The organism is Streptomyces sp. NPDC050315 (assembly GCF_040655775.1).
GTDB lineage: Bacteria > Actinomycetota > Actinomycetes > Streptomycetales > Streptomycetaceae > Streptomyces.
Genome location: NZ_JBFAKN010000001.1, coordinates 642761 through 667362, shown reverse-complemented (window position 1 = coordinate 667362; position 24602 = coordinate 642761). Strand labels below are relative to the sequence as shown.

Annotated in this window: 16 protein-coding genes; 7 read left to right on the top strand and 9 right to left on the bottom strand. The window is 70.1% G+C overall.

Annotated elements, in window-relative coordinates:
- Window positions 1–85: 85 nt before the first annotated feature.
- Together AB0I82_RS02975 and AB0I82_RS02970 are read right to left on the bottom strand one after the other, a co-directional pair.
- Complete coding sequence (locus AB0I82_RS02975) at window positions 86–1867, bottom strand: ABC transporter ATP-binding protein (protein ID WP_363255270.1); 1782 nt, start codon at window positions 1865–1867, stop codon at window positions 86–88.
- Window positions 1864–4059, bottom strand: a complete 2196-nt coding sequence (locus AB0I82_RS02970; protein ID WP_363255269.1) for an ABC transporter ATP-binding protein — start codon at window positions 4057–4059, stop codon at window positions 1864–1866. Before AB0I82_RS02970 ends, AB0I82_RS02975 begins: the two co-directional genes overlap by 4 nt.
- A 311-nt stretch (window positions 4060–4370) precedes the next feature.
- On the opposite strand from AB0I82_RS02970, the gene AB0I82_RS02965 reads away from it, so the two are divergent.
- Window positions 4371–5141: a L,D-transpeptidase family protein gene (locus AB0I82_RS02965; RefSeq protein WP_363255268.1), complete on the top strand. Its 771-nt coding sequence runs from the start codon at window positions 4371–4373 to the stop codon at window positions 5139–5141.
- Window positions 5142–5356: 215 nt separating this feature from the next.
- Window positions 5357–6757, top strand: a complete 1401-nt coding sequence (locus tag AB0I82_RS02960) for a cation:dicarboxylase symporter family transporter (RefSeq protein ID WP_363255267.1) — start codon at window positions 5357–5359, stop codon at window positions 6755–6757.
- Window positions 6758–6838: 81 nt separating this feature from the next.
- Here the strand turns inward: AB0I82_RS02960 and AB0I82_RS02955 are convergent, their stop codons facing one another.
- A complete protein-coding gene (locus AB0I82_RS02955) occupies window positions 6839–8371 on the bottom strand; it encodes a Gfo/Idh/MocA family oxidoreductase (RefSeq protein WP_363255266.1) in 1533 nt (510 codons plus the stop codon).
- Window positions 8372–8646: 275 nt separating this feature from the next.
- On the opposite strand from AB0I82_RS02955, the gene AB0I82_RS02950 reads away from it, so the two are divergent.
- Window positions 8647–10026: an alpha-amylase family protein gene (locus AB0I82_RS02950; RefSeq protein WP_363255265.1), complete on the top strand. Its 1380-nt coding sequence runs from the start codon at window positions 8647–8649 to the stop codon at window positions 10024–10026.
- Window positions 10027–10101: 75 nt separating this feature from the next.
- Here the strand turns inward: AB0I82_RS02950 and AB0I82_RS02945 are convergent, their stop codons facing one another.
- Both AB0I82_RS02945 and AB0I82_RS02940 read right to left on the bottom strand, forming a co-directional pair.
- Entirely contained in the window at window positions 10102–13044 is a 2943-nt protein-coding gene (locus AB0I82_RS02945) for an FAD-binding and (Fe-S)-binding domain-containing protein (RefSeq protein WP_363255264.1), read from the bottom strand.
- 52 nt (window positions 13045–13096) lie between these two features.
- A complete protein-coding gene (locus tag AB0I82_RS02940; protein WP_363255263.1) occupies window positions 13097–13555 on the bottom strand; it encodes a MarR family transcriptional regulator in 459 nt (152 codons plus the stop codon).
- A 147-nt stretch (window positions 13556–13702) separates the two neighbouring features.
- On the opposite strand from AB0I82_RS02940, the gene AB0I82_RS02935 reads away from it, so the two are divergent.
- The gene (locus tag AB0I82_RS02935) at window positions 13703–15568 is read left to right on the top strand and encodes an ABC transporter ATP-binding protein (RefSeq protein WP_363255262.1); all 1866 of its coding nucleotides are present in this window, start codon (window positions 13703–13705) and stop codon (window positions 15566–15568) included.
- 10 nt (window positions 15569–15578) lie between these two features.
- Window positions 15579–15893: a hypothetical protein gene (locus tag AB0I82_RS02930; RefSeq protein WP_363255261.1), complete on the top strand. Its 315-nt coding sequence runs from the start codon at window positions 15579–15581 to the stop codon at window positions 15891–15893.
- 16 nt (window positions 15894–15909) lie between these two features.
- Here AB0I82_RS02930 and AB0I82_RS02925 read toward each other — a convergent pair whose 3' ends face one another.
- The 4 genes from AB0I82_RS02925 to AB0I82_RS02910 all read right to left on the bottom strand — a co-directional run bounded on the left by AB0I82_RS02925 (window position 15910) and on the right by AB0I82_RS02910 (window position 22200).
- Window positions 15910–19101, bottom strand: a complete 3192-nt coding sequence (locus AB0I82_RS02925; protein WP_363255260.1) for a glycoside hydrolase family 2 TIM barrel-domain containing protein — start codon at window positions 19099–19101, stop codon at window positions 15910–15912.
- A 154-nt stretch (window positions 19102–19255) separates the two neighbouring features.
- Window positions 19256–19900 (bottom strand): LUD domain-containing protein, encoded by a 645-nt coding sequence (locus AB0I82_RS02920; RefSeq protein WP_363255259.1) that lies wholly within the window; start codon window positions 19898–19900, stop codon window positions 19256–19258.
- Window positions 19897–21381, bottom strand: a complete 1485-nt coding sequence (locus AB0I82_RS02915) for a lactate utilization protein B (protein WP_363255258.1) — start codon at window positions 21379–21381, stop codon at window positions 19897–19899. Before AB0I82_RS02915 ends, AB0I82_RS02920 begins: the two co-directional genes overlap by 4 nt.
- A 66-nt stretch (window positions 21382–21447) precedes the next feature.
- Window positions 21448–22200, bottom strand: coding sequence for a (Fe-S)-binding protein (locus tag AB0I82_RS02910; RefSeq protein WP_363255257.1), 753 nt, complete (start codon window positions 22198–22200; stop codon window positions 21448–21450).
- Between the two features lie 123 nt (window positions 22201–22323).
- Here AB0I82_RS02910 and AB0I82_RS02905 point away from each other — a divergent pair, with 123 nt between their 5' ends.
- Window positions 22324–22503: a hypothetical protein gene (locus AB0I82_RS02905; protein WP_363255256.1), complete on the top strand. Its 180-nt coding sequence runs from the start codon at window positions 22324–22326 to the stop codon at window positions 22501–22503.
- 280 nt (window positions 22504–22783) lie between these two features.
- Window positions 22784–24124, top strand: coding sequence for an MFS transporter (locus tag AB0I82_RS02900; RefSeq protein ID WP_363255254.1), 1341 nt, complete (start codon window positions 22784–22786; stop codon window positions 24122–24124).
- Window positions 24125–24602 lie beyond the last annotated feature (478 nt).

Here is a 24602-nt window from a genome sequence, read left to right as displayed (position 1 = left end):
TGGTTCCGCCTCCCCAGGCCGGAGTTCCCCGGCCGCACTCCCCGGCGGGCATCGGCCTCCTGAGAGCACGGGCAGGGCGAGTGGATCAGGCGTGCCAGGAGCGCCAGAGGGCGGCGTAGGGGCCGTCGGCGGACACCAGCGCATCGTGGCTGCCGAGCTCGGTGATGCGCCCGTCCTCGACCACGGCGATGACATCCGCGTCGTGGGCGGTGTGCAGCCGGTGGGCGATGGCGACGACCGTGCGGCCGTCGAGCACCTTGCCCAGCGAGCGCTCCAGATGACGGGCGGCCCGCGGGTCCAGCAGCGAGGTGGCTTCGTCCAGTACCAGCGTGTGCGGGTCCGCCAGGACGAGCCGCGCCAGCGCGATCTGCTGGGCCTGCGCAGGAGTCAGGGCGTGGCCGCCGGAGCCGACCTCCGTGTCCAGCCCCTCTGCAAGCCCACGTGCCCAGCCGTCCGCATCCACCGCGCCCAGCGCGGCCCACAGCTCCGCGTCATCGGCGCCCGTGCGGGCCAGCAGCAGGTTGTCGCGCAGCGAGCCCACGAAGACGTGGTGTTCCTGGTTGACCAGCGCCACGTGGGCACGCACCCGCTCCGCCGGCATCCGGGACAGCTCCGCGCCGCCCAGGGTGATCTCGCCCTTGCGCGGTGCGTAGATACCCGCGAGGAGGCGGCCGAGTGTCGACTTGCCCGCGCCCGACGGACCGACGAGCGCCACACGGCTGCCGGGTCGTACTCGCAACGAGACGTCGTGCAGAACGTCGACACCGGCGCGGTAGCCGAACCGCACCTCGTCGGCGTGGACGTGTCGGCCGTCCGGGGTGATCCGTTCGTCGGCCGCCTCGGGCTCGATCTCCCGTACGCCCACGAGCCGCGCGATCGACACCTGGGCGACCTGCAGTTCGTCGTACCAGCGCAGGATCATGCCGATCGGCTCGATCATCATCTGGGAGAGCAGCGCGCCCGTCGTCAGCTGGCCGAGCGTCATCCAGCCCTGCAGGACGAAGACACCACCGAGCATCAGGACGGCACCGAGGTTGAGAGTGTGCGTCGCGTTGATCACCGGGAAGAGGACCGAGCGGAGATACAGCGTGTACCGCTCCCACTGCGTCCACTCACGGACGCGCTGCTCCGACAGCCGGATGCGGCGGTCGCCGAGCCGGTGTGCCTCGATGGTGCGACCCGCGTCGACCGTCTCGGTGAGCGCGGCGGACACCGCCGCGTAACCGGCGGCCTCGGAACGGTAGGCGCTCGGCGCGCGTTTGAAGTACCAGCGGCAGCCCACGATCAGCAGGGGCAACGGGACGAGTACGGACAGGGCGAGCGGCGGAGCGGTCACGCCGAGCGCCCCGACCAGCAGCCCGACCCAGACCACGCCGATGGACAGCTGCGGCACGGCCTCGCGCATCGCGTTGGCCAGCCGGTCGATGTCCGTAGTGATCCGGGACAGCAGGTCGCCGGTGCCGGCCCGTTCGAGTACGCCGGGTGGCAGCCCGACGGACCGTACAAGGAAGTCCTCGCGCAGATCCGCGAGCATCCGCTCGCCGAGCATCGCACCGCGCAGCCGGACCATCCGCACGAACACCGTCTGGATGACCAGAGCGAGCGCGAACAGCCCGATGGTGCGCTCCAGATGCAGACTGCGCGCGCCGTCGGCGAGGTCCTCCACAAGGCCGCCGAGGAGATACGGACCGACGACCGAGGCAACGACGGCGACGGCATTGACGGTAACGAGGAGGACAAATGCTTTTCGGTGACGACGGATCAGCCCCGCGACGTAACTGCGTACGGTCGCGGGAGAGCCGACGGGGAGAATGGTCGTGGTACGTGCGGCTTCCGGATCGTACTCCGGCGGCGCCAGGCCGATCATGCCGTCTCCTCGATGGAGTCGAGCGCGCCCAAGCGGGCGTGCGGTGGGGTGGCGGGGTCCGTGTCCCGCGGGAGGTCCGCCAGGGCTTCGTGCGAAGTGCCCTGCGCTCCTTCACTCGGATCTGCGCGCGGGCCCTCACCCGGGTCGCCCTGCGGGTCTTCCCGCGGGGCGGGAGCGTCGGCGGCCTGCTTTCGCGCACGTTCCTCGTCGGTCTCTCGGGTGACGACCGAGTGGTAGGCCGGAGAGGAGCGGAGCAGGTCGCGGTGCGGGCCGACCGCGGTGACCTTGCCGTCCGGCAGGAAGACCACCTGGTCCGCGCGGTCAAGTACCAGCGGGCTGGAGGTGAGGACGACTGTGGTGCGGCCGTCGCGGAGGGCATGCAGACCGTCGGCGATCCGGGCCTCGGTGTGCGAGTCGACCGCGCTGGTCGGCTCGTCGAGTACCAACACCTCGGGGTCGGTGACCAGCGACCGGGCCAGCGCGAGCCGCTGGCGCTGGCCGCCGGAGAGGGAGCGGCCGCGTTCGGTGATGCGGCTGTGCATCGGGTCGCCCGAGTCGTCGGTGCCGGACTGGGCGAGCGCGGCCAGTACGTCGGCGCACTGGGCGGCGGCCAGGGCCTGTTCGGCAGTGACGGCACCGGAGGACGGCACGTCGAACAGCTCGTGCAGCGTGCCGGACAGCAGTACCGGGTCTTTGTCCTGGACCAGGACGGCCTGGCGGGCGGCGTCCCGTGGTACGTCGTCCAAGGGGGTACCGCCGAGCTCCACGGAGGGAAGAGCGACGCCCGAGGGAACGGCAGCGTCCGCCGCGGCCTCTTCGCTGCGCTCACCAGCGGCGTCGCCCACGCCGTCCGTACGGCTCGAGACCGCATCGTCCGAGTCGGCACGGTCGCCCATACGGCTCGCGACCGTATCGCTCGCGTCCGCCCGGTCGCTCGACTGGCCCGCGTCGGCCATATCGCCCGCGTCGGTCGCGGAGTTTGCCTTGCCCGGACCGTCGGTGGCGCGCTCGCCCCGGTCGTCCCGTTCGTCCGGCTCGCTCGCCGGATGTCCGCCCAGTCGTTCCGCCAGTCGGCCCGCCGCGTCCGGGTCACCGCAGACCACCGCCGTGAGGCGGCCGGCCGGGGCGAGCAGGCCGGTTGCCGGGTCGTAGAGGTCGCCCCTGAGCGGGGCGTGGTCCGTGATGCGGCCGTCGGTCGGACGGCTGAGCGCCAGGACGCCGGCCGTTCGCTTCGCGGACGGCCGGGCGAAGGAGTATGCCTGGGCAATCTCCTCGAAGTGGTGGAGAGGGTAGAGCAGGAAGGTGACCGCGCTGTACATGGTGACCAGCGCGCCGACCTCGATACGGCCGTCCAGGGCCAGCCGGGCGCCGTACCAGACGACCACGATCAGCAGGAGTCCCGGCAGCGCGATCTGGACGGCCAAGATCAGCGCCCACATCCGGGCACTGCGGACGGCGGCCTTGCGGACGTCCTGGGAGGCGTTGCGGTAGCGGCCGAGGAACAGCTCCTCGCCGCCGATGCCGCGCAGCACGCGAAGGCCCGCGACGGTGTCGGAGGCCAGTTCCGTGGCGCGACCGGCCTTTTCCCGCTGTTCGTCGGCGCGCTGCGTCGCGCGCGGCAGCAGCGGCAGCACGGCGAGCGCCAGTACAGGTACGCCGATCGCGACCACGACGCCCAGCGTGGGCTGGTAGATCACCAGGGCCACGCACACGCCGACCGTGGTCAGCGCGGCGGCCGAGAAACGGGAGATGCCCTCGACGAACCACCCGATCTTCTCCAGGTCGCCGGTGCTGACCGCGACCACCTCGCCGGCCGCGACCCGCCGGGTCAGGGCAGAGCCCAACTCCGCGGTCTTGCGGGCGAGCAGTTGCTGGACGCGGGCGACTGCGGTGATCCAGTTGGTGACGGAGGCGCGGTGCAGCATCGTGTCGCCGACCGCGACCAGTACACCCAGGACCACCATCAGGCCGCCCGCGAGGGCCAGTCCGACGCCGGAGCGGTCGGCGACCGCCTGGACGGCGATGCCCACCGGCACGGGGAAGGAGGCCAGGGCACCGGTGTGCACCAGCCCCCAGGCCATGGCCTTGAACTGGCCGCCCAGTTGCCGGCGGTAGAGCCAGACCAGGAAGCGGCCGCCGGAACGGACGTCGGGGACACCCGGGTCGGTATGCGGTAGATCGCGAATCTGCATGACGTCCAAGCGTTTCGTCGGTTACGGAGCCCGGACACGGAACCCGGACGGGAGTCCGGGCACGGAGCCTGGCCGGAGAGAGCGGGCCGGGAGCCCACCGGGCACGGCAGGCGCGGCGGAACAGGGCAGGGCTGTGCCGCTTGCGCCTGCGACAGGAGCAGGGCAGAGCCATGGAAGATTGGCGTGGAATGGCCGGGATTTTCAATCGTTTTTCTGGCGGAACGCACGGATCGGGCCACGATGTGCGGTCTGCGGGGCTGCGGTCCGCCTCGCCGGATGGGTCAGGAAGGGGCAGTGCGACCATGTGAACCATGCGGAGTACAAGTAAGGCGGCCGTGCTGGTCGCCGCGGGGCTGGTCCTGGTGGCGGGTTGCGGCGGTGCCCAGAACGACGGCAAGGAGGCCGCCGGTCGTGCGGGGAAGCCCAGTGCTACGCCGTCGACGGGGCTGACGCACATACCCGGAGTGGGGGAGAAGCTGCGGTCCCGCATCCCCGCCGATTCCCGGCAGGTCGTCGCGGTTTACGGCGACGGCGAGAACGCCACCACCTCGACGGTCGTGCTGTACACGAAGGGCAGCAATACCGAGGACAAGGGTGGCGAAACGAAGAGCGGTGACGCGAAGGGAGGTGGCGATACCTGGAGTCGGGAGCGTAGTTGGCAGGCGCACAACGGTAAGCGCGGCTGGACGCTGCACCACCACGTGGGGGACAAGCGCAGTCCGGTCGGCGTGTACACGCTGTCGGACGCGGGCGGGGTGTTGCCCGACCCGGGGGCGAAGCTGCCGTACACCGCGTCCGCGGCCTTTACTCCGCCCTCGTACTGGGCGAAGCGGACCCGGCACGACTTCGATTACGTCATCGCCATCGACTACAACCGGGCCAAGGGTGTCTCGCCGCTGGACCCGACCCGGCCCGAGGGGGAGTCGAAGGGGGGCGGCATCTGGCTGCACATGGACCACGGGAGCGGTACGTCCGGCTGTGTGAGCCTGCCCAAGTCCGGCATGCGGTACCTGCTGCGCACGCTCGATCCTGCGCAGCACCCGGTCGTGATCATGGGCGACAAGGCCCATCTGGAGGGATGAGCGCACCCCGGCCGGTGACAGTCTGTTGTACCGGAGGTTACTTGGAGCAAGCTCCAAGATTTTCTTGAATGTAACACCGGCCTCTTCTGTGTGGCATGGGGCTCAGTCATAGTGACGGCCACGGAAAACGGAAGTCCGTTTTCGTATCCCAGAATCCGTCCTAGGGAGTGCCCGTGCCGCACGCCACCGGATCGCTCGCTCGCCGAGCAGGCCGCATGCTGCGCACCAGTCTGTTTACGCAGGTCCTCGTCGCCCTGCTCATCGGAGTCCTCGTCGGACGGCTGTGGCCGGAATTCGGCCCGGCCGTCCAACCGCTCGGCGATGGCTTCGTCCGCCTCATCAAGGCGATGATCGCCCCGCTCGTCTTCTGTGTCGTCGTCGCCGGCATCACCAAGGCCGGTGACCTCAAAGCCTTCGGGCGGATCGGCCTCAAGGCGCTGATCTGGTTCGAGGTGGCGACCACCATCGCGCTCGTCGTCGGCCTGCTCGCGGCCAATGTCTTCGGGCCCGGCATCGGCATGAACGTCGACCCGGCGTCGCTCGACCAGAGTGCGGTGGACGAGAAGACCGGCGGTGGGCATCTGCCGTCCACCTCGCAGTTCATCCTCGAGTCGCTGCCGGACAGCGCGGTCGGGGCGTTCGCCGAGAACTCGCTGCTCCAGGTCCTCGTTCTGTCCTGCCTGGTGGGTGCGGCGCTGTTGCACCTCGGGCAGACGAAGGTGCCGCAGATCCTGCCGTTCATCGAGCAGGCGCAGGAGGTCGTCTTCACGATCGTCGGCTACATCATGCGCCTCGCGCCGCTCGCCGTCTTCGGGGCGACCGCGCACCTCGTGGGGGAGTACGGGCTCGGCGCGATGACGACGTACGCGAAGCTCATCGCGGTCTGTTACGGCGTCGCGCTGGCGTTCCTTCTGCTGCTGGGCCTCGCGCTCAAGGTCGTCACGGGGCTCAGCCTGTGGAAGTTCGCCCGTTACACCCGCGAGGAGCTGTTGCTGGCGCTGGGCACGGGCTCCAGCGAGACGGTGATGCCGCGCATGATGCAGAAGCTGCGTGCCGCGGGCTGCCGGGACGACGCGGTCGGGCTGGTCCTGCCGACCGGTTACTCGTTCAACCTCGACGGTGCGTCGATTTATCTCTCCATCGGCACGCTCTTCATCGCGCAGGCCGTCGGGGTCGATCTGTCGATAGGTCAGCAAATCACCGTTGTGCTGGTGCTGATGCTGACCAGCAAGGGGATGGCGGGTGTGCCCGGTTCGGCGTTCCTGGCGCTGTCGGCGACCGCGTCCGCGCTGGGGGTCATCCCCGCGGCGGCGGTGGCGCTGCTGCTCGGCGTCGACCGGATCATGGACTCGATGCGGGTGGCGACCAACCTGCTCGGCAACTGCGTCGCGGTCTTCGCGGTCTCCCGTTGGGAGGGCGCCCTGGACCGCGTGACGGCGAAGAAGGTCCTCAACGGGGAGATGCCCGCCACGCCCGCCACGCCCGCCGAGCCCGCCGCGTCCGCCGCCTCCCCGGTGCCCGCCACGCCCGGAGCCTCCGCCGCCTCTGGCGCGCCCGCCGTGCCGGGGGAAGCCGCAGCGAAGCACGTCACCGCCGACGCACCCGTCGAGAAGTGACCTCGCGGGGCCCGGCACAAAGCCGGGCCCCGGCGGCCGCCCCGCCGCCGCCCCGCCGCCGCGCCGTCGGCGGCCCCGCCGTCACCCCACCGGCTTCTCCGAGTCCATCCCCGGCCGCGCCTTCTTCCAGTCGCCGCGCGTGAAGTCCGGGATCTCCAGCGGCATGCCGTGCGCCTTGATCGACAGGTCGCTCAGCGGTACGGGTGCGGTCCAGGTCGCGGCGTCGTACACGTCGAAGTCCGGCACCAGCCCCAAGTGCAGGCACTGGGTCAGCCGGAAGACCAGCATGTAGTCCATCCCGCCGTGCCCGCCGGGCGGATTCGCGTGCTCCTTCCACAGCCAGTGGTCCCACTCCGCGAACTCACCGAAGTCGTGCCACTGGTCATCGCTGTGGCCGGGCTCGAGATAGATCCGCGACGGATAGTCCTCGAAGACGCCCTTCGTGCCGCCGAGGCTGTTGATGCGGCTGTAGGGGTGCGGGGTCGAGACGTCGTGCTCCAGGCGGATCACGCGGCCCTTGGCGGTCTGGACGAGGGAGATCGTCCGGTCGCTCTCGATGTACGTCTCCTTCCAGCTCGGGTCGCCGGCCGGCATGTGCTCCTTGCGGTACGCGGCCAGGCCCAGCGAAGGGGTGCCGAAGCTGGAGATCCGTACGGCGCGGTCGCCGCGGTTGACGTCCATGTAGTTCGCGACCGGCCCGAACCCGTGATTCGGGTACAGGTCGCCGCGCAGCCGGGTGTGCCACAGCCGACGCCACGGGCCCTCGTAGTAGTCCGGGTCGAACATCAGGCCGCGCAGGTCGTGGTTGTAGGCGCCGGCGCCGTGCAGCAGGTCGCCGAAGAGGCCCGCGTGCGCCATCCTCAGCACGCGCATCTCGTTCCGCCCGTAACAGCAGTTCTCCAGCTGCAGGCAGTGCTTACGGGTCTGCTCGGAGAGATCGACCAGCTCCCACAGCTCCTCCAGCCGGAGTGCGATCGGGCACTCGACGCCCACGTGCTTGCCGTTCAACATGGCCGTCTTGGCGATCTCGAAGTGCGAGTCCCAGGGCGTGGCGACGTAGACGAAGTCGAGGTCGCCGCGCTTGCAGAGGTTCTCGAAGTCGTCGTCGCCCTTGGTGTAGACGGCGGGGGCCGGCTGGCCGGCGTCGGTGACCTTCTTCGCGGCCTTGGCGGCCTTCTCCTTGACCGGGTCGCAGATCGCCACGACGCGGGTGTTCGGCACGGCGAGGAACAGGTCGATCATGGAGCCGCCGCGATTGCCGAGGCCGACGATGCCGATCCGTACGGTGCTGCGCCCCTCGAAGGGCACGCCGATCATCGTTCTGCCCCGCCGCTTGGGCGCCGCCGCGGTGTCGGCGACTGCACCGGCCGCACCCGCCGCGCCGGCCGCAGAGTTGGCGGCGGTCGGCGTCGCCGCCGATGCGGTGCCCGCGGCCATTCCGGCGAGTCCGAGCCCGGCGCCCGCGGCGCCCGCGGTCCACAGCACCGAACGGCGGCTCGGGCCGGCCCCGTCGGCCGCACCGCTGCCGTCGGCCGAGCCGGCCCCGCCGCCGGCCGTACCAGCGTCACCGTGCTCGTCGTGCGGGTCGTGAGGCTCAGGTCGTGCGTCGTGCATGGGTCCTCCCGGGGTGCGGATGGTGCGCGGCGAATCCGTCCAACCTCGAAGAGGACCTTGGTGGTTGAGACCACTGGGCCACAAGAGGGCTCATTGGACTCCTGGGGCGAGTTCTTGGACTCTTCTCTTGCGCAAGCTTCTGGAAATTCTTGCGTAATGCCTTGACGTGTTCACTTCGTAAAGGCAGGCTCCCTCGCGGAATCCCCCCACGGCGGCCCGGCGCGTGGCTGCCTTCATGGACGCGCCCCACCGCGTCCGTACGGAGAAGGAGCCGCATGCTGCATCAACGATCCCGGATACTCGGCGGCACGCTGGCCGGCGTGCTCGTCGCCGCCGGCCTCGCGACCCTCGCACCCTGGCAGTCCCGGGCCACCCCGCCCGGCGAGAAGACCGTCACCGCCACCCTGTTCGAGCGGCCGTACGCGGATGTCGGCAAGGCCTGCACCGACCAGCTCGGCCCGGCCGGTTACGGCTACGTCGAGGTCTCGCCCGCCACGGAGCACATCAAGGGCGACCAGTGGTGGACGTCGTACCAGCCGGTCAGCTACAAGATCGCGGGCCGGCTCGGCGACCGCGATGCCTTCGCCGCCATGGTCTCCGCCTGCCACGAAGCCGGCGTCAAGGTCATCGCCGACGCCGTCATCAATCACATGTCCTCCGGGTCCGGCACGGGCACCGGCGGCACGCAGTACACGAAGTACAACTACCCCGAGTACTACCAGGACCAGGACTTCCACTCCTGCCGCAAGGACATCTCCGACTACGGCAACCGCGAGAACGTGCAGAGCTGTGAACTGGTGGGGCTGGCGGACCTGGACACCGGCAGCGACGCCGTCCGCACCACCATCGCCAAGTACCTCGACGACCTGCGCTCACTGGGCGTCGACGGCTTCCGTGTCGACGCCGCGAAGCACATGGCGGCCGACGACATGGCCGCGATCAAGGGGAAGATGAGCGATCCGGGTTTCTGGGTCTCCGAAGTCATCTACGGGGGCGGCGAGGCGGTTCAGCCGGAGGAGTACACGGAGATCGGCGATGTCGATGAGTTCCGTTATGGGGGGCACCTCAAGAGTGCCTTCCAAGGGGGCAGCATTGCCCAGTTGAAGTCCGTCGCCGACGGCAAGCTCAGCAGCGGGTCGGCACGTACCTTTGTCGACAACTGGGACACCGAGCGCAACGGTTCGACGCTCACGTACAAGGACGGCGCGACGTACACGCTCGCGAATGTCTTCATGCTGGCCTCGCCCTACGGCTCGCCCAACGTCTTCTCCGGCTACGAGTGGTCCGACAAGGACGCGGGTCCGCCCAGCGGCGCCGACGGCTGGACGGACATGCACGCCAAGCAGGAGATCACCGGGCTGGTCGGGTTCCGTAATGCGGTCGGCGACGCCGAGTTGACCGACTGGTGGGACAACGGGTCCAGCGCGATCGCCTTCGGCCGCGGGGACAAGGGCTTCGTCGCCCTCAACGCAGGCGACGGCGAGCTGTCCGAGACCTTTGCGACGTCGCTGCCCGCCGGTACGTACTGCAACGTCGCAAAGGCCGCGCCGGAGTCCTGCGACGGCAACACCGTCAAGGTCGGCGACGACGGCAAGGCGCAGCTGACCGTGCCCGCGAAGGGCGCGGTGGCCCTGCACGTGGGAGCCAAAAGCTGAGCACGTGGGAGCCAAGCGCTGAGCACATAGGTGCCAAGAGCTGAACACACGCACACGTACGACGCGGCCCGTCCTTCAGGAGGGCCGCGTCGCCCGTTCCAGTTCCAGCAGCACCGAGTAGTACCCCCGGCCCTCCGTCGCGTGGTCCATGCCCACCTCGCACATACGGTTCGCCGACAGGTGCGCGTCGAAATGGCGGGACGTCACTTCGGCCGCCTCCCGGGCCGTCGCGGCCTCGGTCAGCTCCTTGTGCAGCATCCCGCGGTCGCCCGCGAAGGCGCAGCAGCCCGCGTCGTCCGGTACCACGACCTCCTGGGCGCACGCCTCGGCGACCGTACGGAGCTGCGCCTCGTCTCCCAGGTGGCGCATCGAACAGGTGGGGTGCAGCACCGCGGAGTCCACGGTCCGCACCACCTCCAGGTGCGGCAGCAGCTCGTCGGCCGCCCAGACGACGGAGTCCACGACGGTCAGTTCGGCGTGCAGTTGCTTGTTGTCCTCGGTGAGGTACGGGACGACCTCGTGGGCGATGCCGAGCGTGCACGAGGACGCGTCGACGATCAGGGGGAGCCGACCGCCGGCGGTCCAGCCCCAGGCGGCCTCCACGATGCGGTTCGCCATCACGGCGTTGCCCTCGTCGTACCCCTTGGAGTGCCAGATCGTGGCGCAACAGGTGCCCGTGACGTCCTCCGGGATCCAGACCGGCTTGCCGGCCCGCCGGGAGACCGCGACGACGGCCTCGGGGAGGGAGGGGCCCGCGTACCCGTCCGGTTCACCGAAGATGCGGTTGACGCACGCCGGGTAGTAGACCGCGACCGCGTCCTGTTTACGGGTGGGCGGCAGGCGGCGGGCCGCCGCGCCCGGGAGTTCGGGCAGCCAGCGCGGTACGAGATCGGGGCGTACGGCCTTGCGGGCGGCGGCCGTCACGGTCTCCAGCAACCGGTCGCCGATGCGGTCGCTGATCCGGTCCGCCGCGGCGACCGCGAGCCGCGCCGACGCCTCGACCGTCTTGAAGCGCTTGGCGGCGAGCGCGGCGGCCTTCTCCTCGCGCGGGGTGTGCCGCCGGTGCCGGAAGTCCTTCATCATCGCGCCGGTGTCGATGCCGACCGGGCAGGCCAGCTTGCAGGTCGAGTCGCCCGCGCAGGTGTCGATCGCGTCGTATCCGTACGCGTCCAGGAGCGCCCCGGTGACGGGCGAGTCCGGGCGCTGGCGCATCATTTCGCGGCGCAGCACGATGCGCTGGCGGGGCGTGGTGGTGAGGTCGCGGCTGGGGCAGACCGGCTCGCAGAAGCCGCACTCGATGCAGGGGTCGGCGACCGCCTCGACCTCGGGAATGGTCTTCAGGCCGCGGAGGTGGGCCTTCGGGTCGCGGTCCAGAATGACGCGCGGGGCGAGGATGCCGTGCGGGTCGAACAGGTCCTTGATCCGCCACATCAGGTCCGTGGCCCGCGGGCCCCACTCCAGCTCCAGGAAGGGCGCGATGTTGCGTCCGGTGGCGTGTTCGGCCTTGAGTGAACCGTCGAAGCGCTCGACGGTCATCCGGCAGAACTCGTCCATGAAGGCCGCGTAGCGCGCCACGTCCTCGGGCTTCGCCGCGTCGAACGCGAGGAGGAAGTGCAGGTTGCCGTGGGCGGCGTGGCCCGCGACGGCGGCATCGAAGCCGTGTCGGCCCTGCAACTCCAGCAGGGCCGTGCAGGCGTCCGCGAGCTGCGTCGGCGGTACGGCGAAGTCCTCGGTGAGCAGCGTCGTACCGGAGGGCCGGGAGCCGCCGACCGCGGTGACGAACGCCTTGCGGGCCTTCCAGTACCCCGCGATCGTGCCCGGGTCGCGGGTGAACTCGTTGGTGACGGACTCGACCGGCGAGACCAGTTCCAGGTCGCTCAGCACCTGTTGGGCGGCCTCTTCGTACGCTGCCTGACGTTCTTCGTCCGGGGCGCGGAACTCCACGAGCAGCGCGGTCGTTTCCGTGGGGAGTGCCGCCCAGTCGGCGGGTACTCCGGCGACGCGGACCGAGGCGCGCAGCGTGTTGCCGTCCATCAGCTCCACGGCGAGCGCGCCCGCTTCGGTGAAGCGCGGGACGGCGGCGGCCGCGGCCCGCAGATCGGGGAAGAAGAGCAATGCGGTGGAGGTGCAGCGGTCCAGGGGCAGGGTGTCGAATACCGTCTCGGCGATGAAGCCGAGCGTGCCCTGCGACCCGACGATCAGGCCGCGCAGGATCTCGACGGGGGTGGCGCCGTCGAGGAAGGCGTCGAGCCGGTAGCCGTTGGTGTTCTTGAGCTCGTACTTGGCACGGATGCGGGCGACCAGTTCGGGGTCCGCCTCGATCTCCGCCTTCAGGGCCAGCAGCCCGTCGCACAGAGCCGGTTCGGCGTGGGCCAGCTCCTCGTCGGCGGCCGGGTCGGCGGTGTCCACGACCGTTCCTGAGGGCAGTACGACCGTGGCGGAGGCGAGCGTGCGGTAGGAGTTCCGGGTGGTGCCGGCCGTCATGCCGGAGGCGTTGTTGGCGACGACACCGCCCACGGTGCAGGCGATGGCGCTGGCGGGGTCGGGGCCGAGCAGTCGGCCGTGGCGGGCGAGCGTGGTGTTGGCCCGTACGACGGTGGTCCCCGGGCCGATGCGGGCCTGCTCGCCGTTGCCCAGTACCTCGATGCCTGCCCAGTGGCGGCGCACGTCGACGAGGATGTCCTCGCCTTGTGCCTGACCGTTGAGGGAGGTGCCGGCGGCGCGCAGGACGACCTTGCGGCCGTGGCCGTGCGCGTAGGAGAAGACCGCCGAGATGTCGTCGATGTCCTCGGCGAGCACGACCACCTGGGGGACGAACCGATAGGGGCTGGCGTCCGAGGCGTACTTCACCAGGTCGGAGAGGCCGTGCAGTACCTTCTCCGGGCCGAGCAGGGCTGTCAGGTCGCCGCGCAGCGGCTCGGGCGTCCCCGACGCCTGCTCGTCGGCCACCCGGTCGACGGCCGGGCCCTCGGTCGTGGCGGGGCGCAGTACGGTCGGCTCCGGCTCCAGCAGCGGCATGGCTTCTCCTCGTAGGCGGCCCGTCGGTAGCGGCCTATAGGTCCAGCGTCCTTCAGCAGCGCCGCCCCGGCTCGTCGACCAGGGTGGACAGCAGCCCGCCGAGCAGCTCGCGCTGGTCGGCGGTCAATGGAGCCAGGATGTCCTCCGCGGCGGCCCGGCGCGCGCTCCGCAGCGCCCCGAGTGTCGTCCGGCCGGTCTCGGTGAGCTCGATGCGGATGACGCGGCGATTGGCCGGATCGGGTACGCGACGTACGGCGTCGGCCGCTTCGAGCGCGTCCACGAGGGTGGTCACCGCGCGCGGTACGACATCCAGGCGCGCGGCCAGATCGGCCATCCGGGGCGGTGTGTCGGAGTGCTCCACCATGCGGAGCAGCCGGGATTGCGCGGGCGTGATGGCGAACGGTTCGAGGTGCCGCTTCTGGGCGCGGTGCATGCGCCGGGTCAGCCGTACCAGCTGTTCGGCGAGGTCGGTATCGGGGGTAGTACGGGGGCCGGACCGGGGGGATGACATGCCGGGAGAGTATCAGGACAATGTTCATTGTGAGTATAGGTAACAATGGGCTACGCTCGACGGACGCCCGTCCTGTCGGGCCCGAGAAGAGCGGCTCAAGAGCAGAGCCGCGCAGCGTCCCCTCGCCGAGTCGCCCGAAGGAGCTCATTGCGTCCCGACACCATTGACTGGACCCCGCCGCCCAAGGACGAGCAGCAGCCCGTTCAGGTACGGCGGATTCTTCGCCTGTTCCGCCCCTACCGCGGCCGGCTGGCCCTTGTGGGCCTGCTGGTGGCCGCCGCCTCGCTGGTCTCCGTCGCCTCGCCGTTCCTGCTGCGCGCGGTCCTCGACGTGGCGATCCCGGAGCGGCGCACCGGACTGCTGAGCCTGCTCGCCCTCGGCATGATCGTCACCGCCGTGATGAACAGCGTCTTCGGCGTGCTGCAGACACTGATCTCCACCACCGTCGGCCAGCGCGTCATGCACGATCTGCGTACCGGCGTCTACGCCAAGCTGCAGCGGATGCCGCTGGCGTTCTTCACCCGTACGCGCACCGGCGAGGTGCAGTCCCGTATCGCCAACGACATCGGCGGTATGCAGGCGACCGTCACCTCCACCGCGACCTCCCTGGTCTCCAACCTCACCAGCGTCGTCGCCACCGTCGTGGCCATGCTCGCGCTGGACTGGCGGCTCACCCTGGTCTCGCTCCTGCTGCTCCCGCTGTTCGTCTGGGTCAGCCGGCGGGTCGGCAACGAGCGCAAGCGGATCACCACCCAGCGGCAGAAGCAGATGGCCACGATGTCCGCGATGGTCACCGAATCGCTCTCCGTCTCCGGCATCCTGCTCGGCCGCACGATGGGCCGCGCCGACTCGCTCACCGAGAACTTCACCAAGGAATCCGAACGGCTGGTCGGCCTGGAGATCCGCGCCAACATGGCGGGCCGCTGGCGGATGGCCACCATCGGCATCGTCATGGCCGCCATGCCCGCGCTGATCTACTGGGCGGCGGGCCTCGTCCTTCAGCTCGGCGGCCCGGTCTTCTCCATCGGCACGCTCGTCGCCTTCGTCTCCCTCCAGCAGGGCCTGCTGCGCCCGACCGTCTCGCTGCTCACCACCGGCGTGCAGATGCAGACCTCGCTCGCGCTCTTCCAGCGCATCTTCGAATACCTCGATCTGCCGGTGGCCATCACCGAGCCCGAGAAGCCGGTGCGGCTGGCGGCGCCCCGCGGCGAGGTCCGCTTCGAGGACGTGACCTTCACGTACGACCCGGCCGCCGAGCCCACCCTGAACGGCATCGACCTGACCGTCCCGGCCGGCGGCAGCCTCGCCGTGGTCGGCCCGACCGGCAGCGGCAAGTCCACGCTCAGCTATCTGGTGCCGCGGCTGTACGACGTGACCGGCGGCCGCGTCACGCTGGACGGGGTGGACGTCCGCGAGCTGGACTTCGACACGCTCGCCCGTTCGGTGGGCGTGGTCTCCCAGGAGACGTACCTCTTCCACGCCTCCGTCGCCGACAACCTGCGCTTCGCCAAGCCCGACGCGACCGACGAGGAGATCCTCCGCGCCGCGCGGGCCGCCCAGATCCACGACCACATCGCGGGCCTGCCCGACGGCTACGACACCCTCGTGGGCGAGCGCGGCTACCGCTTCTCCGGCGGCGAGAAGCAGCGCCTGGCCATCGCCCGCACCATCCTGCGCGACCCGCCGGTGCTGGTACTGGACGAGGCCACCAGCGCGCTGGACACCCGCACCGAGCACGCCGTCCAGCAGGCCATCGACGAGCTTTCGGCGGGCCGTACGACGATCACCATCGCGCACCGGCTCTCCACCGTTCGCGACGCCGACCAGATCGTCGTCCTGGACGCGGGCCGGATCGCCGAGCGAGGCACGCACGAGGAGCTGCTGGCCGCCGACGGCCGGTACGCCGCCCTCGTACGCCGCGACGCCCAGGAACCCGCGTCGGCGTCACCGTCCCCATCCCCGTCCCCGGGCGGACCGGAACCGCTGTCTCCGTCGCGGGCCGCTTTCTCCTGAGCTCGGCGCAATGCAAGGGCGTGGCCGCGGCGACGGCCTGGTCGACGTACTTGGGCACGCCGTAGAAGTCCATGTGCGTGCCGCCCTCGACCATGTGGAAGGCGTCGAAGTCGCCGCTCTGGGCACCGGCAACAAGATCTTCCACCATCCTGTCGCCGGCACCCTCGTCCTCGACCGGGACACCCTGACCAGCTCCACCGTCCCCGGCCAGCACATCGTCATCCGGACCGCAGAGCCCGACAGCCCCTCAGCACAGGGGCTCCGCCACCTGGCCGGGGAAACAGCCGCGCGGGAGCGGCACCTGATCAGCGGCGAGCGTGCCTGACGAGCGAAAGCCGCCGCTATGCAGGCGTCAGCCGGTACGCGTACGTGTACTCGCGGTCGGCGTGCAGCACGTACTCCTCCAGCGGGGGCGCGCCCCAGGAGTCGTTGCCGCCGACGCCCATCTGGCGGTGGTTGACGCCGAGCACCGTCTCGGGGCGGCGCTTCAGTTCGTACGGATGGCGCGGCCCGTCCAGATCATGCGGCGTGTAGTGGAGCGCACTGATCTCCAGCAGCGGCGCGTCGTCGCCCGGCTCGGCGCGCACGGTCAGCCGCGCCCCGTCCCGGCCGGTCAGTGTGGCGTGCCGGACGTCCACCACGTTGCCGGTCTGCTGCGGCCGGATGTACGGGCCGTACTGGTCGTCCACCGAGGAGCGGTAGCTGCCGACGAACGCGGCGGTGCGCCGGTCCTGGTAGTTCTCGTGCGGCCCGCGGCCGTACCACGAGAGCCGCTCGAAGCCGGCCGGGACCGTCAGGAGCGCGCCCACCATCGGCAGATCGGGAAGGCCGGCGCCCGGCTTCAGGGTGTGCGCGACGCGGACCTCACCGTCGCCGCGCACGGTGAAGACCGTGTGCCAGGTGGAGGCGGCGGGTGAGGTGGGCAGCGTGGCGGTGACCTCGACGGTGACCTCGGAGGCCGAGGGCTGCGCCACCTTCACGGAACCGACCGTCCGCTTCGTGCCCGCATCGCGCCACGTCCGCAGCGACTTCTCGGCGCCGCGGCCGATGTCGTTGTCGGTCGGCCCGCGCCAGAAGTTGGGGACCGGGCCGCCGGCCAGCAGGGTCCGGCCGCGGTAGCGGTAACCGGACAGCGTGCCGGTGGACTTGTCCAGGACCACCTCGACGTCCTTGCCGCTGACCGTGACCGCCTTGCCGGTCTCGGAGACCTTGAGGGCGGGGAGCGAGGACGCCGGAGGGTCGGCCGGGGCCTTCGCGTGCCAGGGCAGCGCCAACTGCTCGGCGGCGACGCTGTGCCCGGCGTCCGCCCATCGTGTGCCGCGGCGCAGCACGAAGGAGAGGTTCAGCCAGTACTCGGCGCCGGGCTCGGGCCGCGCCGGACGCCGGTACGGGATGCGTACGGTGCCGTCCTGGCCCGGCTTGATCCGCGGCGCGGGGAGCGTGCCGTGCTGGATGCGCGCCCCATTACGCGTCACTTCCCAGCGCAGCTCGTACGCGTCCAGACCGAGGAAGAGCTGCTTGTTGGTGATCCGGACGGTGCCGGCGGAGAGGTCGGCCGCGGCCATCCGGACGGCCTGGTAGCACTTCTTGACCTCGTGGATCGCGGGGTGCGGCACGCGGTCCGAGGAGACGATGCCGTTGCAGCTGAAGTTGCCGTCGGTGGGGTAGCCGGGCTTCCAGTCGCCGCCGTAGGACAGGTAGGTGCGCGTGCGGTCGCCGGGGACCGGGAGCCGGATGGCCTGGTCGCAGAAGTCCCAGATGAAGCCGCCGTGCAAGTTGTCGTAGCGCTCGAAGATGTCCCAGTACTCGCGGAAGTTGCCGGTGCTGTTGCCCATGGAGTGCGCGTACTCGCACAGCACGAACGGCTTCGGATTGCCGGACTTCCCGTACTTCTCGACGTCGGCGGGCTTGGTGTACATCTGGCTCTCCATGTCGGCCACGGAGCTCATGCCTTCGTAGTGGACGGGCCGTGAGGAGTCCCGGCCGTGCGTCCACTCCGCCATCTTCTTGAAGTTGTCGCCCTGGCCCGCCTCGTTGCCCAGCGACCAGACCACGATCGAGGGGTGGTTCTTGTCCCGCTCGACCATCGTGCGCATCCGGTCGAGGCACGCGTCGGTCCACTCCGGCAGGCTCGCCGGGAGCCGGTCGCGCACGCCGTGGGATTCGAGGTTCGCCTCGCCGATGACGTAGAGCCCGTACTCGTCGCACAGCTCCAGCCAGCGCGTGGAGTTCGGGTAGTGCGAGGTGCGCACCGCGTTGACGTTGTGCTGCTTCATGATGCGGATGTCCTCGATCATCCGCTCTTCGGGGACCGCCTGGCCGTGGTCCGGGTCGGATTCGTGGCGGTTGACCCCGCGGAAGACGATGGGCACGCCGTTGACGGTGAACTTCCCCGGTTCGCACACGACCGAACGGAAACCGACACGGGTGCGCTGGATGTCAACGGCCTTCCCGTCGGGCCCGGTGAGGGTGACGACGAGGGTGTACAGGTTGGGGTCCTCGGCGGACCACAGGGTGGGCGCCCGGACCATGGCCTCCGGCGCGACCGTGACCTCCGAGTCCTCGCCGAACCGCACCTCGGCGGTGAGGGGGCGGGGGAGTACCGGCTCGCCCTGCGCGTCGTACAGCACCGCCGAGAGCCGGTGGTCGCCGGGCGCGGCCGAGCCTCCGTTGCGTACGGTCGCCGACACCTTCAGCGTCGCGTCCCGGTACGCCGCGTCCAGGTCGGTGTGCACGAAGAGGTCGTGCAGATGCACCTGCGGGACGGAGTACAGATACACCTCGCGGAAGATCCCGGACAGGTCGATCATGTCCTGGTCCTCCAGCCAGCTGCCGTCGGACCACCGGTACACCTCGACGGCCAGGCTGTTCTCGCCGGCCTTGAGCCTGCTGGTGATGTCGAACTCGGCAGGGGTGTAGCTGTCCTCGCTGTAGCCCACCTTCTCGCCGTTGACCCACACGAAGAACGCGGACTTCACGCCCTGGAAGGAGAGCAGGGTGCGGCGGCCGTCCCAGTCCTCGGGGACGGTGAAGGTACGGCGGTAGGAGCCGACCGGGTTGAAGTCCTGCGGGACCTGCGGCGGCTGCGGGTCCTCGTAACCGATCCACGGGTACTTGATGTTGAGGTAGATCGGCTCCGGATAGCCCTCGATCTCCCAGTTGGACGGGACGGGGATGCGGTCCCAGGAGCTGTCGTCGAAGCCGGGGGCGTGGAAGCCCGTCGGGCGCTCGTCCGGGTTCTTGGACCAGTGGAAGCGCCAGGTGCCGTTCAGGGAGCGGTGGTACGGCGATCTCGCGACCTCGCCGGCGAGCGCGGCCGCGGTGCTCGCGTACGGGATCAGGCGCGGGCGGGCGGGCTCCCGGTTGACCTGGAACGTGCGGGGCGCGCCGTTCCACTCCTCGCCCGCCGCCGCTGTGGCCCGTCCGGCCGCGGCGGCGAAGGCACCTTTCTGCGCGCTGAAGGCGGCCCAGCCGGCCAGGGCTGTACCGGTGGAGAGGAACGACCGGCGGCTGAAACGACGCGACGACGACATGCGACAGCTCCGAACGTAAGGCAACAGGAAGCATCAGGATCGAACGCAACCCATCGGCAACACAAGCCTCACGCACGCCATTTCGCTCAGAAAACCACGCACGTGTCACTCAGGACGTCATCACTCAGGACGTCATCACTCAGGACTTCATCACTCAGGACTTCATGAGCACCACCTCCAGCGTCCGCGGCCCATGTACGCCCTCCACCCGGTCCAGCTCGATGTCGCTCGTCGCGGACGGTCCCGAGATCCAGGTCAGCGGGCGCCCTGGAGTCAGCCGCTCCAGCGCCTGCGGTACCGACGCCACCACCTGCTCCGGGACCCGTACGACGCAGATGTGGTGGTCCGGTACGAGTGTGATGCGGCGGCGGCCCTGGTCCGGGCCCCCGTCCAGGACGATCGTGCCGGTCTCGGCGATGGCGACCGCGCAGCCCGTCACCACGCTGTCCACCGCGTCCAGTTCGCCGGGCGTCGTCTCCGGCACGTCCGGCACCACGTCCAGGTCGCAGTCACCCAGCCATTCACGCGGCAGTCTCGCAGGGGCCACCACCGACCGCGACCCCCGCTCGCCCAGCAGGTGCGCGAGCAGGCCCGGCAGCCCGGCGGTGTCGATGTCATGGACGATCGCGCGGTAGTCCGCGAGGTTCTCCGCCAGCAACTGCACGGTGTCCTCCGTGGGGAGCTCGCCGTGCGTCCGCAGATAGTCCCTGGGCACCGCGGTCTCCTCGGGGCCGGAGGCCCGCGGTACGTCCGCCAGCGCCCGGCGCACCCGCGCCAACACCACGTCCCGGCTGCTCACTTCGCGTTCTCCCCACGCTCTTCGCCCCTGGTGCGCTGCCACCAGTCCCGGAACGACTCCGCCGGTACCGGCGGCAGGTCGCGGGTGTCGGACCAGGCACGCCCCGGGCCCGGCAGCCGCCGCGGATGCAGCTTCCGAGTACGCGCCGCCAGCCGCTGGCCCGCGCGCAGTACACCGGGCCGCTCGAACACGAAACCCGCGGCCCGCATCGCCGCGCGCTCCGCCGCATGCCCCTTCGCCGGCTTGATCAGCGTCTTCACCCCGCGCCGCGTGACCTTGCCACCCTCCACGACCCGCTCGCGCAAATGCACAAGCACCTCCGGGATGTCAATCGCGACCGGGCACACCTCATAACACGCCCCGCACAGCGACGACGCGTACGGCAGGGAGGCGTCCAGCGCGCTCGCCGTGCCGCGCAGCTGCGGCGTCAGGATCGCGCCGATCGGCCCCGGGTAGGCCGATCCGTACGCATGCCCGCCGGCCCGCTCGTACACCGGGCAGACGTTCAGACAGGCGGAACACCGGATGCAGCGCAGCGCCTGCCGTCCCACCGTGTCCGCGAGCGTGTCCGTCCGCCCGTTGTCCAGCAGGACCAGATGAAACGTCCGCGGCCCGTCCCCGTCCGTGGTGCCGGTCCACATCGAGGTGTACGGGTTCATCCGCTCGGCCGTCGACGAGCGCGGCAGCAACTGCAGAAACACCTCCAGGTCCTGCCAGGTCGGCACCACCTTCTCGATGCCGACGACCGAGATCAGGGTCTCCGGCAGCGTCAGGCACATCCGACCATTGCCCTCGGACTCCACGACCACCAGCGTCCCGGTCTCCGCGACCATGAAGTTGGCACCGGAGATGCCGACCTTCGCGCGCAGGAACTTCTCCCGGAGGTGCAGCCGCGCCGCCTCGGCCAGCTCGGTCGGCCGGTCGCTGAGCCCGTCCGGCGCGGGCCGCCCCCAACTGCCCATCTCCGAACGGAAGATGTCGCGGATCTCGGAGCGGTTGCGGTGGATCGCCGGGACCAGGATGTGCGACGGACGGTCCTTGCCGAGCTGCACGATCAGCTCCGCGAGATCCGTCTCGTACGCGCTGATGCCCGCCTCCTCCAGCGCCTCGTTCAGCCCGATCTCCTGCGTCGCCATCGACTTGACCTTGACGACCTCGCGCTCCCCGGTGGCCCGCACGAGACGCGTCACGATGCGGTTGGCCTCCGCCGCGTCCGCCGCCCAGTGCACCTGGCCGCCCGCCGCGGTCACCGCCTCTTCCAGCCGCTCCAGATAGTGGTCCAGGTGGCGCAGCGTACGGTCCTTGATCGCGCGCCCCGCCGCGCGCAACTCCGCCCAGTCATCCAGCTCACCCACTGCCCTGGCGCGCTTGTCCCGGATGGTGTGCGTGGCGTACCGGAGATTGGCGCGCAGCCGGGTGTCGCGGGTGGAGCGGGCGGCGGCCGCAGGGAAGGCGGGCATGCCCAGATCGGTAACGCTCACAGCACGTTCCCTTCGCTCACGGGGCATGCGTTCACAGCACGTTCCCCTCCATCGCAGGACGTTCCCTCACAGGACATCTCCCTCCGTACTGGCCAGGATCTCCGCGATGTGGACGGGCCGGACCGTCGAGCCCTGCCGCGAGAGCGTGCCGCCGATGTGCATCAGACAGGAGTTGTCGACCGTGCAGACCGCCTCGGCGCCGGTCTCCTGGATGTGCCGGGTCTTGTCGGCGCCCATCGCGGCGGAGACGGCCGGGTTCTTGACCGCGAAGGTGCCGCCGAAGCCGCAGCACTCCTCGGCGCCCGCCAGCTCGCGTAGTTCGAGGCCCTTCACATGCTGGAGCAGCGTGCGCGGCCGGTCCCCGAGCCCCAGCATCCGCAGGCCGTGACAGGTCGGGTGATAGGTGACGGTGTGCGGGTAGTACGCGCCCACGTCCGTCACCTTCAACACATCGACCAGGAACTCCGTCAGCTCGTACGTCTTGGGCACGGCCTCCGCCGCCGCCTCGGTGAGCGCCCGGCCGCGCCCCTCCGCCGCCGCCCGCTCGCCCAGCCGCGGATAGTTGTCCCGCACCATCGCCGCGCACGACCCGGAGGGCGCCACGACGTACTCGTAGTCGCGGAAGGCCCGCGCGTACCGCAGCGCCAGTGGCTCGGTGGCGTGCCGGTACCCGGTGTTGAACTGCGGCTGCCCGCAGCAGCTCTGCTCGGCCGGGAAGCCGACCTCCACGCCCAGCCGTTCCAGGAGTGTGACCACCGCCCGGCCGGTCTGTGGATACAAGGTGTCGTTGATACAGGTGACGAACAGTGCTACGCGCACGTTGCCATCTCCTTTCGACCACCGAATCGGCTGGCGGCCACCGGCCTCGCGGGGGCATGATCACCTGACGGCTCATCCTGCCCGAGCGGCAGGGCCACGTGAAGGACCCGGGAGCGGAGGCGCATGTCGAACGCGCAGAACAAGATGGCGGACCGGCAGGCGGGGGAGAAGCGGCCGGTGTCCGCGACGCGGCAGCTCGCCGCGGCGTCCGTGGGCAACGCGGTGGAGTGGTACGACTGGTTCTCCTGCACGGACGCTCAGGCAGTCCACTTGAGCGGCTCGTACCTGCGTCGACGCAGGTAGGCATAGATGTATGAGCGATCATTCATGTGCAGGTTTTGCTGGGCTTCGCCGCCTCTGGCCGGGTCGATGCTGACCACTTGCTGACTTACCTGACGCATCGTCAGCGGCGCTGCGAACACCTGGGTTGAGTCCCTGCGAGGTGGAGGTTCTCGCTCTGGGTGGCAGGCGGTCCCGACGAAGCGGTTGCCGGCGGAATTTCGGCCGTGGCGTGTAGTGCTACGCACTTGGAGAGGTTGGCGTGGCGTACCTGCCGCGCCCGAAGACGGGGAGATTCGCAATCATGACAGCTTCCAGAAACGAGCCTGCGCCCGAGAGCGGGCCGCATTCCGCTACCGATGAGGCGTCTCGCGCGGGTGCTGTGACCCCTCCGGCGCGCCCTGTGCGGCAGTTGTTCGCCGCTTCGGTCGGCAATGCGGTCGAATGGTATGACTGGTATACATATACCTTCCTTGCCACGTACATCGGCGCACAGATCTTCCCTAAGAGCGCGTCGAATTCGCTGGTACCGCTGCTCTCGACGTTCGCGGTCTTCGCAGTGGGGTTCTTCATGCGGCCCGTCGGTGGGCTGCTGATGGGTGCGGTCGCCGACCGGCGCGGGCGGCGTGCGGCGCTGACGGTGACGATCCTGCTGATGGGCGGCAGCAGCCTGCTGGTGGGGCTGACGCCGACGTACGCCGCCGCCGGCGTCCTCGCACCCGTCATCCTGGTCCTGGCCCGGCTGCTGCAAGGGCTCTCGGTGGGCGGTGAGTTCGCCGCCTCGACCACGTTCCTCGTGGAGTCGGCCGGCCCCGGGCGACGCGGACTCTTCTCCAGCTTCCAGTACGTCTCGACGACCATCGGGCAGCTCGTCGCGTCCGGCGTCGCGGCACTCCTCGTCGCGAACCTGGCGCCGGCCAGTATGGACGGCTGGGGCTGGCGGGTGCCATTCGTGCTGGGCGCGCTGCTGAGCCTGGTGGGCTTCTGGGTCCGGCGCGGCGCGGAGGAGACACGTAGTGAGGAGCAGGCGAAGGCACCCCGCCCCGGCCTCTTCGAGGCGCTGCGCCGCCATCCGCGCGAGTCGCTGCTGATCTGTGGCATCACCGCGGGCGGCACCCTCGCCTACTACACGTGGACGTCGTACCTGCCGACCTACGCCGAGCTCAACGCCGGGGTGACGAAGTCGGACGCACTGCTGGCGGGCACCCTCTCGCTGGCGTTCTTCGCCGTCCTCCAGCCCATTGCGGGCATGGTGTCCGACCGCTTCGGGCGCAAGCCGCTGCTCCTGATGTTCGGGCTCGGTTTCGCGCTGCTGAGCGTGCCGCTGCTGCGCGCGCTGAACGACTCCTTCGTGACGCTGCTGCTCGTGCAGTGCGCGGGCATGATCCTGCTGAGCGGCTTCACGGCCATCTCGGCGGCGGTGAACGCGGAGACGTTCCCGGCCCGGGTGCGCGCCGCGGGCATCGGCTTCCCCTACTCCCTCACCGTCGCCCTCTTCGGCGGCACGGCCCCCTACATCGGCACGCTGTTCAAGGACCTCGGACAGGCCGGCCTCTTCCCCGTGTACGTGGCCGTGCTGTGCCTGGTCTCCTCGGCCGTCTATCTCCGGTTGCCGGAGACTGCTCACCGGCCCCTGGAGCGGTGAGGACGTGCGGGGCACCGGCTGCTTGGGGCGGCTCTTTCCTGGGGGCGTCGAAGGTGGCGACCTGGGCACCTATGTCATGTACTTCCCCGGACAACGCCGCTGACTTGTGGTTCCGTCTGTTAGCACTCCGCTGACCTGCGGCAACGCCTCTTGCGAAGACTTTCAGGTTCGTGCGCGTCTATGCGGCCGGAACTCCCCACAGTCTCCCCAGCGGGGGCCTTTCTCCCCAGAAACTCCCCAGGGGAGTGGGGAAAGCGGCCCTCTGCCGGGAGTTCCGGCTGTTGTGATTCCCGCGGATGCCGCCGCCGACCTGCGCCGTCACCTCATGGCGGCCCGGCGTGCGGTAGCTGCATCGCGTCGGAACGAGGTCCCGGAAGCCGAGGAACTGGCCCGACGTCCACCCCTGAGACCAGTGCCCACGAAGAAAAAGTGGGATCATTTACACGAGAACTGTGACTATCCCTCCCAAAGGAGGCGA